The organism is Pelagicoccus sp. SDUM812002 (assembly GCF_031127835.1).
GTDB lineage: Bacteria > Verrucomicrobiota > Verrucomicrobiia > Opitutales > Opitutaceae > Pelagicoccus.
Genome location: NZ_JARXHX010000005.1, coordinates 241,738 through 255,323 on the forward strand (window position 1 = coordinate 241,738; position 13,586 = coordinate 255,323).

Consider the following 13,586-nt stretch of genomic DNA (forward strand, 5'->3'; position numbering starts at 1 on the left):
TTCTAAAGGCTCTCAACCGCTGCCGTGGCTACTACAATGATATGGCCATCTGATGGAGGAGAGATTTCTACCCTAAAGCTTCCGCTTGGTAACTCATTTAAGATAGCTCGAGTGTCGGCAGAGGGAAGCGGTTGCTTCGAGTCTAGGAGCGCCCTGAGTGTTCGCCAGTGATGCGAATGGTCGATCCAAGATTTACTTTTTCCTAAATAGGCTCCGTTTTTTGACTTTAAATGAAGTTCAGCAGTGCCGTTTTCTCTGTTGTATAATAGGTAATTGGCTGGTGAGGAGTTTTTCGTTTGAAATCTAACCTCAGTAGATTGAGCGCCGAATTTGGTTATACTCGCTTGATGGCTTTCTATCTTTATTGGGTTTTGGGAGAGCTCAAGAGTGTCTGATTGTTTAGGTTTTCGAAATAAAAAGTAGCGCCCTGCTGGTAGGTCTAAGGTGTTCGAACGTGAATTCCATGTGCTGAATGATTCGGTTTCGGAAGTGAGAGTGAGAAAGGCATCATCGTCATTGTTTTCGATCGAGAACGTGATTGTATCTGCTGATGCAATTTCGAACGTAAGTTCATTTGCATTGGTTGAAAACTGCTTAATCCATCTTGGAGGGAGATTTTCGATTAAGGCGTGCCTTTTACCAGACAACTCTTGTGCTACGGCATGTTTCTTTGCCGAAGCATCAAAGGTATTTTCAACATATCGCGTTTCAGGAGGGAGAGCAAAATTAGGATTCCAAGGCTCTGGATCTTTCGGGGCGCATCTGAAATTAGGAGACCTCGATTCTTGATTACCTAATATGTTATTTTCAAAAGTGAGGTTGCCGTATGGACTGCAACCTCCCCAGTCTGGCACGTACATTGCTTTTTGGTCATAGTAGTTTTCTAATTCTCTTAAATTGTTATAGGTTGTATTGCTCGATATTGTTATCCATCGACTACCTCCGTCACTGTAGAGAATGTTTCCTATGCCTCCCTGATTATGAACGATATTATCTCTTATCTGTAGCCCGCCTTCTATTCCTTTCGTGGGATTTGACTGAGGGCCGAGCGTGTATATGCCGCCGCCGTCATACATGCTGTAGAGATAATTGTGAACGTGGTTTCCTATGATTGAATTGCCTTCTACGGCTACGTCTTGGGAATCTAGACTGTTCCATCCCCAGCCGAGGGAAATTCCAGTGTAGGGAGCGTGGCAAATTTCGTTATTTACAATCTCGACCTGAGAGGCGAATCCAACAAATATTCCGACGCCACCATGGTATACGGATGCAGGTTTATGTATCCAGGAATTGGAAACCTTGACTTGTCGGGTTTGTTCTTCGGCAGTGATTGCGACGCTGTTTTCAATGGACCCTATTACGATAGCGCTCCCTGCAATGTCTAAAAAATTGCATCGTTCTATGCTGATCTTGTTTGATCGATCGAAAATGCCTAACCCCCAACCACCTAGTTGAGTAAACGTGCAATTAACTATTTCGATCATTGAGCTCTCGAAGATCCCAACTGCTTCAGTGGGGTGTCCAGTTTTTCCGATTTGTTCAAAATTCGCTTGGCCCTCGTTGAAACCGAAAGTTTTTACCGGAAGTTGCCATGTTGTGTGGGAGAACTTCAATCCATCTAGCTTAATTCCAGAAGCTCCCTTAATTTGGAGTAGAGTCTCGAGTTTTCCGACAACGACGTCATCGTCCTCCAAATCAAAGTCAGTTGTAGGTATGATTGATATGCCGCTATCTCCATTGTACCATTCGCCAGGGGAATCTAACAACTCTCTTGCCCCCTCTATGTGGGTGAACTTAGGCATCAGCGCGTTGAGTCTGCTCGTGGATTCTTCGGCCCAGGGAGTGTTGATGATACTCCATCCAGGCTCTGCAAAAGTGATTTGGCTTTGGGCAATGGAATCAATACCAATTCTCTTTTCCCACCAAGCACATCGAAATACGAATTCGACTTCTTCAGGATTCTTCCAATCTGCTATTGGTGTTGTTTCTCCTGTGTGATCAATGATAGCTATTTTCGGCTCCATTGATACGACACTGGAGGGATCGTTCGTGTCGCTTTTTTCTAACCCAGGGATTGCTGAGAATTTGTTATGCCAAGCGGAGTATGTGATTGATCGAGCGCGTATCGCTCGTGAATTACCGATGTATAGGTCTCTAGAATTTTTAAGAGTCGGGTCGAGGTCGGTCGAGTACGTCAATACGTTATTCTTCTCATTTTTTGGATTTTTCAGTCTAGTACCACCGCTGACGATAGCTTTACCGGGAGTTTCAGCCCTGATCAAGAGTTTGGGTGAAGATTGTCGTTGGATTGATAGGGTTATGGTTTCCAAGAGTTCATAAGTACCGTCGGTCAGTATTATTTCGTCTACCTCTCCTATTTCTGCTCTCCGTATCGCCTCAAGAATGGTGTAGGGTTTGATTCTTGTGCCCTCAGCTTTTGGGGACCCATTGGGGCTTACATATACACTAGCAGTTGCGTACCCTTTAGGAGTCAGGCAAAGTGTTAGCAGTATTGTGACGGTTAAGACGAGCAGTTGCATGTGAACTCCTGTTTTTGGTAAGTAGATTTTGGGTACGAATAGCTAAAGTCTTCGCGTTCACAGGTAAAGTTTGGGTTGTAGTACGGGTCACGCTTTATTTGGCTCCCCCATTTCGACTCCATGAATTGAGCTTCGCGCTGAAACCTATGGCTCCCGTGGGCGTCGCTAGTTGGAGAACCCCTGCTTTCGGATTCCTTGTGTATAAGCAAAGCGAATGGAGTAACGATAGTTCGGAGATTCGCTTGTCCGACTCGGAGGCAAAAATCTACATCGTTGTAAGATATGGGGAGGTTGATTTCGTCGAGACCCCCTACGGCCTTCCAAGTCGCTTTTCTGAACATCATGCAAGCCCCAGTTGTGGCGGAGTATCCACTGACTAAATGGGCACGATGAATGTGACCATCGTCGGTACGGTGCAGGTATTTAAATGCGTGTGCGGCAATGCCGCCAACTCCCATGATAACTCCTCCGTGTTGTACATGGTCATGAGGAAATAGGAGTTTTGCTCCTACGACTCCGATTTCTTTGCGATGGGCGTGCTGCACCAACTCCCTCAACCAACCTGAGTTGATTACTTCGGTGTCATTGTTGAGTAAGCAGATGAGGTCTGATTCGCAGGTTTCTATTGCACGGTTGTTAATCCTAGAGTAGTTGAAATCTCCTTTGTCAGTTATGATGCGAATGGAACTTAACCGCTTTAGGTTAGAGAAGTATGAAAGTGTATCAGGCTGTTTTGAGTCGTTATCTACGATAACGATTTCATAGTTGTCGTAGATTGTTTTCTCGATGATGCTGTCAATGCACGGTTTGAGTAAGTCTAACCTGTCTTTAGTAGGGATTACAATACAGACTTTCGGCGACGGGTTAGGAATGGCATAGTTTACCTTCCAGTCTATATTGTCTACGCTTTCCAAGGTTGCAGTGACGCCGATTCGTTCTAGGTGTGACTCGATTGCACGTTTTTGAGCGTCACTAGCATAGCCTTTCTGGTCTAAGCTGTGGGCGGTGGATCCTTCGATATTCCTCCAATGATACAGAATCTCCGGGATGTGGAAGATTTGTTGGGGATTTATCAATTCAATCGTTCGTAGTGCGAGATCCCAATCTTGAGCGCCTTCGAACCCTTTTCTGAAGCCTCCCACTTTTTCGAAGCATTCCCTGTGATAGACGCCTAGGTGACTGATCATGTTGCAACCTAGAAACAAGTCGTAGTTCCAGTCGCTCTTAAAGTGAGGACCGTGCCTTAGCCCGTTTTCATCTATCTTATCTTCATCCGAATAGATTAACTTTGCGGATGGGTTTTCTAATATGCACTCAGCCACTCGCATGAGCGCGTGTGGTGCGAGCTCGTCGTCATGGTCGAGCAGGGCTATGAAATCACCGCTAGCGAGCGTAAAAGCCGAGTTTGTGGCAAGTGAGATGTGTCCGTTAACCTCCCTGAAAATTGCCCTTATTCGGTTATCCTTCGCGAGATAGCGTTTGATTAATTTTCGTACATGCGGCAGGTCAGATGCATCGTCGGCAATACATAATTCCCAGTTGGTATAGGTTTGCCTCAGAACCGAGTTGATACACTTCTCTAGCCATTTTTCGGCTACGTTGTAAACAGGCAGAAGGACAGATATCCTCGGCTGCTCCTTAGGATCGATAGGTGAAGGCGAATCTAGGATATTCTGGATACGCAATTTGTCCGCTCGTACGAAAAGATAGTATTCTTTGTGAAGAGAGGGGTGGTTTGCAGGTAGGAGTTGGTCCTTCTCCACTTCCTCATCTGATTTCGAAACCGGCTGTTGAGGGGGTAGAAATGCCTGTTTGTCGAAGAAGCGACGTCTGAGTGCTCTCAAGGGAGACGTCGCTTTCCAGGAGAAAGAAGCCTGCATTCTTCGCACCCGGTCTTTTTGTTCGGCAAGTTGGGCAAGGGTTGCGCCGAGCTGGTCCTCTATTTCGTTACAACGTCGGGTTAGTTCGTGAGATGTTTCCTTCTCGTTTGATAGCTGCTGTTTTAGTGTGGCTATCTCCTCCATTGTTCGAGGGTCTGAATTGTCAGCTTTTGAGGGGGCGTATAATTCTGGCTTTCTCGAACTTGCATCGGAGTCCTTGATCTCTTGGTAGAATTCGATCAGGTTTCTGACGTTCGGAGACGGTGAAAAGGTTTCTTCGGCGTAATGGCTTGCGGCGGCGGAAAGTGATTCTCTCGCTTTATGGTCAGAAAATAGTTCCATCGCTCGTTCTGCGATTTCCGATGGTGAGCTTTCTTCGAGGTAAGAGCAGAATGTTGGACCAGAGTATCCACTAGGGGCGTACATCGAAGGGATGATGCAGGGGGTCCCGGACGCCAGAAACTCTGGTATTTTGCATGGGAATCGGTCTTCGTTGAACGCGTTCCTTTTTCCAGGCTGAACTAGGATGTCTGCCATCTGGAGTAGGGCTCGGACGTCTTTTTTGGCGACGTAGCCGAGGTCGATGCAGATCTCTTCAAGCGGAAAGGAGAAACTGCCGCGGAGGTCCGGACAGCTCGGCCCTGTTTTTATGAGGCGACAAGGAGTCCCTCTATCGTTGATGATCTTTACGGCTAGGAAAAGGTCACGGATGTCAGAGCGGTTGCTCGACGTAACTCCTCCGGGGAACGCTATGACGTATTCGTTTTCCTTTATCTGGAGTTTCTCGCGCAACGCTTTCGCTTTCTCGGACGCGAGTGGCGGGTCGGTTTGCACGATAGGGCTGATCTCTCTGCAGAACTTTGGGACTGGAATGAGTTTCTTAAGGCTTGGGCGAAGAAGCGTGATGCCGTCGGCTTGAGAAAGGAATTCGCGATACAAAAGGGGGTGCGACAACAATTGATTCCAATCGGAATCTGGAAAGCTGAGGCACTTCTTCTGAAGTATCTCGATGGGACTTTGATAGGCGCTTTCTAGGATTTCTTCCTCGTTGTCCTCCAAGTGAACTACCAGCCGAGCAGCTGGATGGTGGCTAAGGTAGTTTTGGACGCTCTTCCGCACGATTTCGCGAGGTGTCCATGCGTGAATTATGTCAGCAGGTTTTGCGTCTCCGAAAAGCTCTATCCCTGCTGCCATCTCTCCGTGCGTGTAGTGTGCGAATAGCGGGGAATGAGACTGTAGCTCAGTAGCGCACTTCTCTCCATCGAGTATGACGGTGCATGAATGACCGAGGGCGCTCAGCTCATTTGCGTAAGGCCCTATGTGGTTCAGGCTGTTTGACCTGAGGTCTCCATAGTTGACGAATAGTACGTTCAAAGTAGCGGGAATTGATGGGAAAGCGGATGCTAGCGTCTCCTTGCGATTGTCTATGTGCAATGCCAATTGCCCCCCGTTGTCCATCCGTTTCGGGAAAGTTATGGACAAGGTGAGGGCAGCGGGTAAGGAAGGAGTGAACGCTCACGTTGCGGCGAATTCGGCCGGAAACCTGCGACCCACATGCCGTTACTTTCAATCATCATTCCAGTTTTCAATGAGGTTTCGACGCTAGCCTCTGTTGTCGCGGCCATACGCGGATGCGGCCTCTGTGATCTTCAACTGGTGGTGGTGGACGATTATTCGACGGACGGAACTCGAGAGCTTTTGGACGAGGGGTTGAAGGGTGATATCGATGTGATCGTCATGCATGAGGTGAACCGGGGGAAAGGGGCGGCCTTGAGGAGCGGAATTCAAGCGGCCACAGGTAAATATGTCGTTTTCCAAGATGCGGACCTCGAGTACGATCCGCGCGAGCTCGGGGCGATGCTTGAACTACTAGAAGCAGGCGAAGCCGATGTGATTTACGGCTCTCGCTTCCTGCACCCTGATATCAAGTCGATCAGTCCCTTCTGGCATCGGACCGTGAATGCCGGCCTGACGATGTATTCAAATTTTTACACAGGGTTGAAGCTCACGGACATGGAAACGTGCTATAAAATGTTTCCTAAGGCTGTGCTCGACGAAATGGAGCTCACAGAGGATCGTTTCGGGGTAGAGCCTGAAATCACCGCGAAGGCGGCGGCGATGGATTTGACCTTCATGGAAGTTCCGATCACCTACGCTCGTCGCACCTTCGATGATGGGAAGAAAATTGGGGCTCGAGATGGGTTTCGCGCGTTGTACGTGATTTCCAAGTACGCGTTTGTATAGCGTTCTCTTATCACCAAAGGGAAATCGCGCGCAGTCGTTTTCGATATATGCTGGCGATTCGTTCCCTCGAGTAGAGCTCCTTGATGCTTGCTCGAGCGTGTATTCCCAGCTCATTTGCGTAGTCCGAATCGGAGACCAGTTTGTACATGTAGCTGGCTGCGTGTACGGAATCGGGGTCTGCCCAAATTTGGCCGACCTTGTACGGACCATGGTTTTGGGTAAGGGGGATGAGCTTGAAATTGACGGGACAGCCGTTTCTGGCGTTTACGAACTCGCTGGTGGCGGACCAGTTTGTGGAAACGACTGGTTTCCCGAGCAGCATGCTTTCAGCGACGGTTAGGCCGAATCCTTCGGAACGGTGGAGGGAGATATAGCTGTCGCAAGCTTTCATGAGACCGTAGGTCATCTCACGGGACAACGTTTTGTCGATGAGGTAGCAATTAGGGATTCCGGCCAGGAGCTCGCGCAGCCCGTTATACGATTTTGGGTTGTTGGCAGCAGAATGGACCTTGAGTACTAGGCCGACGTCGTTGGCCCGATCGCTCCCAGCAAAGGCTTGGCGAAAGGCTTCGATCGCTGCCTTTGGATTCTTTCGCTCTTGGTAGCTGTTGAGGTCGTAGGCGAAGGTGAAAAGGAATTTGTCGCTGGGGAGTTCTAGCTCTTTGCGATAGTCGCGGTCGGGAATGGAGAAGTCGATGCAGTGGGGTACAGTCAAGACGGGGACGGGAGACTTCATGGCGATGGAGTCGCGAACGAAGTTTGAGGGTGCCCAAATTTCGTTGAAGTAGCGCATGTACTTTGTCCACTCGTCGGGGAAGTCTGGAAGCTCCCATGCCCAGTATGCTATGTTGTACTTGTCCTTTCTGAAATCCAGCCCGTGGTGATGGTCGATATCAGCGCTCTGGGGCGCGTCGATGTGGAAGATGTTTATGGGGTTCGGATTGGAGTCGCTCAACTCGTTCGCGTACGTTTGGTCGCCTTGGGACGCGAGACAATTGACCTTCAAGTTGACGAGCGAAAATGGGAGCTGGCTTTCTTGTAGAGCCTTGGCCGCGACACGGGCGGATTCGCCGATTCCGAGCTCGGCCTTGAACCAACCCACGAGGTTGACTCCCATCCGAGAGTGCTTGATCACATAGTCTGTATTGAGCGGGTTTGTTGGGTCTTTTTTGAAATCGAAGACATCCTCGCCGTTGATGTGGATACCGTGGATAGCGAGTCTCTTGTTCAACCTTTGCTCGCGGTATTTGGCGAAAGAAGAGCGTAGCAATTTGGGCAGGAAAGAGGCTTTAGCTAGCTTGCGTCCGAGGTAGGCGTAAGCGTTGGTCCGTTCGACGCCGAGCAGGATGATTTCCAGTTCTGTCTTGTCGCTCGCCCGTGCCGGCAGATTCTCGAATTCGAGATGGAACGAGCCTGGAGCGATTGGGTAAGAAGCATTGATGGCGGCATCGTTTATTTTGATAGCGAGGCCAATCTTTCCGGAATCGTGGCCGCTGCAGCTATCGTGAGAAAATCCTGATATGCCGAGTTTTGAAACCAACGCCCCTCGGGGGATGCTGATCGACGCAAACTCTCGGATCCAGACGCCTAGGAATTCCGTATCCTCGGCGTAGAGTCCTTTGTAGCTGTATTGGTCTCTGAAAGGGGAGGAGTGTCGCTCGCGCTCCTCTCGCTTAATTTCCTCATCGGTCAACCCATCGAGGGTTGAGCGCCAGTGTCTTTCATTTCTCTCCTGCTCGCAGAAGGCGTGGTAGAGCGCGGGCTCTGCGGGGCTCTTTTTGAGGTTTAAGTACCTTGGTAGAGCCTCTTTAAGCAGCTTCCAGTCGATGGCTTTCCAATGTCGAGCATGGAAGACCTGCCTAAGGTATGCCTTTGGCCAGCTGGCCGCGGCGAGGCTTGCCAATTCCTTGCCCCAGCGATTCTGCAAAAGACGGGAGTTCCATTCGTCCTCCCGGTTGGGCTCCCGTCTCGTGGCGCTGACGTGATGGTCGACAACGCTTCGATTGGCCACGAGGATCTTGTGTCCGAGTTGCGTAATTCGGAAGCAGAGATCCACGTCCTCGCCTCCGTTGACGAATGCCTCGTCGAAGCCACCAGCTTCTTCGTAAAGCTCGCGCCGTATCGCACAGCAGGCTCCGGTGACCGCTTTAAATTCCGTGTAGCGAGGAGCTCCAACGATTGTTCGAGGACGCTTGCGCAGGTGAATGGCATTTCCTTTTGGGTCGAAGTTAACGCCGGCGTGGTCAACTTTACCCGTAGCCACGCTGTACTGTATGTTACCGACGATTCCTATCTTTGCGTCGGACCTCAGCCCTTCGAGCATGGGCTGGAGCCATCCTGGCCGGAACTTTAGGTCGTTGTTGGCGAGTACCAATATTTCGCCTCGAGCGTGAATAGCGCCGAGGTTGTTGGCGTGGGCGAATCCTTGGTTGGTCTTGTTTTCGACCAATTTCGCTCTTTTGCAGCCGAGAACGAGGGTTCGCAGTCCTTCGGCCGTCTCTTCGTCACAGCCGTCGTTAACGATGATGACTTCATATTCGACTCCTTCGACAGTGGCTTCAATAGAGTCGAGGCACTCCCGAGTCAGGGCGAGGTGATTGTAGACAGGAACGACGAAAGAAACTTCCATTGGGAGCTCTTCTTACTGGTAGGCTGTTCGGGCTCAGTCGATTAGAAAAATCCGCCTCAATAGTGAGGAGGTTTTTCGTTGGCTGGCATGTCGCTACCATCTGATGTGGATTCGGCACGCTGCTTGAGGCTTTCAATCTCTTTGCGGATTTTTTCGAGCTCGGACTGCATGGCGTAGATCACGCGGTCTTGCTCCTCGATGTGCCGTTCGAGAAAAGTCTGTTTTATCTGAAGATCTTGGATCTGTAAGTCGCTCATATTGAAGGGAAAGAAGTAGGGGCCGATTCTCCGGCTTTTGAGATTCGCCTTAAATTAGGCAGGATAGTAGCCGATAGAGGATTGTGCGGTCCCCACTTCTAATATTGACCGCTTTTTCCGGGAAAAACGTAAATGACTCAATCGGATTCTCCAGACTTCGAGTTCGACATATCGGACTTGGAAGTTGAGCGCGAAGAAAGTGCTGCTTCCAAGGAGGGGAGTACTGCGTCTGGACAGGTTGAAGCAACTGATTCCAGTGCCGAAGTGCAAGACTTCGGAAAGAAGGAGCCGAAGCCCGATCCTAGAGCGGATTTTGACGAGTCGGATCGCGAGCTAGATGTCTTCGAAATCGATGACCTGCCAAGTGCGGGCAGTGAATCGCCTCCGGCAAATAGGCCGTCCAAGGGTGTGGAGGAAACTCCGCCTGTGAAAGATGACGTTGAGCCGCAGCCAGTTCAGAGAATCGAGAATAAGCCGGAACAGGCTCCGAGCAGAGTTTTAGGCGAGGATGACCTCGGAGCGGATGTTTTCGCGGAGATCGACTCGGAACTGGGCTCCATGGGATTGGATGACGTCATCGATGACTTGATGGACGAGGTCGAAGACTACGAAGCGGGCGGCTTTGTAGATCTTGACGAAGAGGAATCTGCGGAGAGTTCAAGCAACTCCGACGAGTTGTTCAAAATGGAGGATCCGGACGACTCTCTGCGTAATTCGATTGATCCGAACGCAGATGACGATGGCTCGGCGCAGGAGAGCGCTGCTTTCCCGAGTCCACCTACCGATTTCGAAATCCCAGCGGATCCCGAGCCTTCGAGAGCCAGGGCTCCAGAATCGTCCGAATCTAGCCAAGAGACTGAGCCCGTTCGCGAAGTCCCTGCTGTGGAAGACACCACTGGATCTGAACCATTGGAGCCAAAGGCTGAACCCGCAGCGCCTCTTCAGTCCGCGAGTCATCCATCAGACGAGCCAGCTTCGGCTCTGAGCTCTTCCGACTTCGAAATTCCGGCAGACCCGGTTCCGTCGCAGGCCGAATCGGCGATTCCTGCCAAGGCCCCTTCACCTTCGGAGGTCAAGCCAACCACGACCGCAAAAGCGGAAGAACCCGATTCGGAGCCTTTGGAACCAAACACGGAGCCTGCTGCTCAGGCGGCTTCGGTCTCCGAACCAGAGGTTTCGTCAGTTAAGGAATCGGAAGCTCCGTCGAAGGCAATCGAAGCTGAGGCGGAAACTGAAAGCCTTCCGAGCGAGGACGAGTCGGACCTTGGCTCGGAAGAACCTACGTCATCGGCAGAGGGACATGAACAGGTGCTCTTCTCCTCGGATCAGGAAGAAGCAGTCGAGGAGGTATCGCTTGAAGACGAAGAAGATTTGTCTGAATTGCTGGACTCGGTTCTAGAAGAGGAAGACGAAGCAGAACCTGCATTGGAATCGGCTATCGATGATCTTTCTGATGAATCAACCGCTACGCTCGAGGATGCGGACGAAGCGCCTCAGCCAGAAGTAGCCGTCTCAGAAGCCGAGGAGGAGAATGAAGACCTCTCCGCTTTGTTGGAAGCGATTGAAGAAGAGGATGATTCGTCATCTGATGTGACTTCGGAGGAATCCCTCGACGTGTCGGAGAATTCGGAAGAAACTGTCTCTGATTCGGAATCCTTCGGCGAGAGTGTAACCCTTGCGGAAGCAGAGCCTGATTCGGATCCCGCAGCAATCGACGGAGATGCTGGAGGTGAGGATGTTTCGGAGCTTTTGGCATCTGTCCTCGAGGAAGCAGAAGAAGATGCTTCCGACGAAGAAGCGATTCAAGGGCTTGAGGAAATCCCTGACGATGAAGAAGTGTCCGATGAGCCTGAGGCAACGGATGTAGAAGCAGCGGAAACGTCAGCAGAGGAGGAAGAGGATTTGATCGAACTTCCTTCTCCGGAGGATCTCATGGCAGACAATCTCGGTGAGGAGGATGCCGAGTCCGAAGACGCATCCCAAGCGGCCGGGGTGCCCAGCCTAGTCGAAGTAGACGAAGACTTGGACGAAGAAGATATTTCGAGCCTCCTTGAAGCTCAAGGGGATGAGGGCTCTGTAGCATTGGAGCCGGACTCGCCCTCCGCGGATGTCGTCGAAGATGACGAAGAGGAAGTGGTGGCGATGCCGGTTCCTGAAGTTCCTGGGCTTGTCGAAGTCGATGAGGAAGAGGATGAAGCGCAGGAGAGCGTGGCGGAGTCGTCAGCTGCTCCCGCCGTTCCGTCCGCGGAAGAATTGCTGATGCAGGCCGGCAGTCTCTTAAACGGAGATTCACAAAAGCCAGCTGAAGGGGCGAGCGCTTTGCTTGACGTCATCGATGATGACGACGATGAAATCGTTTCCATGCCATCGCCAGATGCGATGATGGCGGAGGCGACGGACGACGATGACGACGAAGTTGTCTCGTTGCCCGATCCGTCTTCCCTAATCACTGCTGATGGGGAGGCCATCGCGGTGATCGAAGACGAAGAGGAGGACATCCCAGCTCCAGGAAATGTAGCAGATCGAGCGGGAGATTTGCCTCCTCCACCGCCAGCTCCTATCGAAATCTTGGATGAAGAGCCGCCCGATGAGGATTTGCAGGCTGCAACTGAGGAAGAATCTGAAGATCGGTTAGGGGAAACAGCCCTTCAGGATCCATTTGAGAACGAAATTTCACTCGACGATTTCGATGATAGCCTCTCTGAGCTAGGCGGCGAGGATGGTGAAAGTTCCGAGGAGGAAGCCGGGGACGAGCTCATTGGCGAGGAAACTGGCGAAGGAGAACAGGTAGCGGCCAAGAAGGAGGTCGTCGAAAAGGTAGTGGAGATGCCGAAGCCCAGTTTACTCTGGCGGGTTACTCACTCTATGGCGGTCGCTGCGGGGCTAGTCTTGGTAGGTCTTGCCGGTGTTCTCGCGGTATGGAAACAGCAAATTATTGAGTACTACGACGGTCGAGATATCGATGGCTCGGCCCTGTTGCTAGAGATCGAGAAAATTGGCATCCATGCGCTTCGCGATTTCGACGAAGAGGGGCTCTATCAAATGCAGTGGGTAGACAGCGAGGTAAGGCGCGTTTCGGAGAATGAGATTCGGCTGCATGCCGTGGTGGGGGCCCGCCTCCGCGAAAACTTGTACCGACCCGTATTGGAATCCCGATTGCAGGGGGACAAGGGCTACGATGAAGGTTCGCTTCTCGAATCGCTAAGGTATGCTCGTGACCACTTTCCGGAGGAGATAGGCAACTATCCAGATCGCCCTTGGGATCGACTTTACGAGATTTCCGCCCGCAAGGAGGAGGTGCTTCCTCTGCGCGTGACGTACGCTTTGAAGCGGGAAGACGAAGAGTTAGAGTGGGATTTAGCTCGTATACGGGTGAGTGGCTACAAGGGCGACCTTGAATGGCCGGAAGGCGAGCCGAGGTACGCCTTCGGCGAGAACGCTTATGACATCCACTCTCCGGAATTTGCTAAGGTCTACGACGCCCACTCTTCAGAGGCGCAAAACTATGTGGCACGAATTGATCGGATGAGGGCCCGCGAGGAGGACGAGTTGTTCGCTTTGAGGCGAGAAAACGAGCGTCAGCGAGAACGCGTCAAGATGGCTTTGGCCGAGGGTTCATTCTTCGATGGACTCGCGATCATGGGCGAAGATGCTGCGGACTCGCGAGACGTGCAGCTTGTGATCACTGAAGTTCGCAATGAAGGCGGTTTCGTCAAAGGAGTCCTTAAACTATCCGGTATGGAGCAGAAAACCTCCAAGCACTTCGTAGGTTCGCTGGAATTCGAGAAAAGCATGAGTGGGCGGGAGCAAGGTTACTTGAGCTTGAGGACCGTATCTATAGATTCACCAGGTTCCGCTGAAACGGCTGAGTCGGAGTTCTTCGATGCCCGCAGCGTTTCGCGCATGCGCCTCAGAGCCGATGGGTTTCGGCTCGAGGGTGATTCTCGAGACTTGTCGTTCCGCTTGACCAGAAACCTCTAGGGTTCCCACGCTCAGTCCATCTCTTTTTCGGACTCGCCAAAGACCGCCTCATCGC

Annotated in this window: 6 protein-coding genes; 2 read left to right on the top strand and 4 right to left on the bottom strand. The window is 51.3% G+C overall.

Annotated elements, in window-relative coordinates; all coding sequences use genetic code 11:
• Positions 1 to 2 precede the first annotated feature (2 nt).
• Entirely contained in the window at positions 3 to 2,540 is a 2,538-nt protein-coding gene (locus QEH53_RS10055; protein ID WP_309023052.1) for a right-handed parallel beta-helix repeat-containing protein, read from the bottom strand.
• On the bottom strand, positions 2,522 to 5,902 hold the full coding sequence (locus QEH53_RS10060) for a glycosyltransferase (protein WP_309023053.1): 3,381 nt from the start codon (positions 5,900 to 5,902) through the stop codon (positions 2,522 to 2,524). Before QEH53_RS10060 ends, QEH53_RS10055 begins: the two co-directional genes overlap by 19 nt.
• 72 nt (positions 5,903 to 5,974) lie before the next feature.
• On the opposite strand from QEH53_RS10060, the gene QEH53_RS10065 reads away from it, so the two are divergent.
• Entirely contained in the window at positions 5,975 to 6,664 is a 690-nt protein-coding gene (locus QEH53_RS10065; RefSeq protein WP_309023054.1) for a glycosyltransferase family 2 protein, read from the top strand.
• Positions 6,665 to 6,674: 10 nt separating this feature from the next.
• On the opposite strand, the gene QEH53_RS10070 is transcribed toward QEH53_RS10065, so the two are convergent.
• The gene (locus tag QEH53_RS10070; RefSeq protein ID WP_309023055.1) at positions 6,675 to 9,293 is read right to left on the bottom strand and encodes a glycosyltransferase; all 2,619 of its coding nucleotides are present in this window, start codon (positions 9,291 to 9,293) and stop codon (positions 6,675 to 6,677) included.
• Positions 9,294 to 9,349: 56 nt separating this feature from the next.
• Positions 9,350 to 9,550, bottom strand: a complete 201-nt coding sequence (locus QEH53_RS10075) for a SlyX family protein (protein WP_309023056.1) — start codon at positions 9,548 to 9,550, stop codon at positions 9,350 to 9,352.
• Positions 9,551 to 9,682: 132 nt separating this feature from the next.
• Here QEH53_RS10075 and QEH53_RS10080 point away from each other — a divergent pair, with 132 nt between their 5' ends.
• A complete protein-coding gene (locus QEH53_RS10080) occupies positions 9,683 to 13,531 on the top strand; it encodes a hypothetical protein (RefSeq protein ID WP_309023057.1) in 3,849 nt (1,282 codons plus the stop codon).
• Positions 13,532 to 13,586 lie beyond the last annotated feature (55 nt).

Bases quoted from the DNA above. Each gene is read 5' to 3' on its own strand.
- QEH53_RS10080 (WP_309023057.1), top strand. From the start codon at position 9,683: ATGACTCAATCGGATTCTCCAGACTTCGAGTTCGACATATCGGACTTG.
- QEH53_RS10075 (WP_309023056.1), bottom strand. From the start codon at position 9,550: ATGAGCGACTTACAGATCCAAGATCTTCAGATAAAACAGACTTTTCTC.
- QEH53_RS10070 (WP_309023055.1), bottom strand. From the start codon at position 9,293: ATGGAAGTTTCTTTCGTCGTTCCTGTCTACAATCACCTCGCCCTGACT.
- QEH53_RS10055 (WP_309023052.1), bottom strand. From the start codon at position 2,540: ATGCAACTGCTCGTCTTAACCGTCACAATACTGCTAACACTTTGCCTG.
- QEH53_RS10065 (WP_309023054.1), top strand. From the start codon at position 5,975: ATGCCGTTACTTTCAATCATCATTCCAGTTTTCAATGAGGTTTCGACG.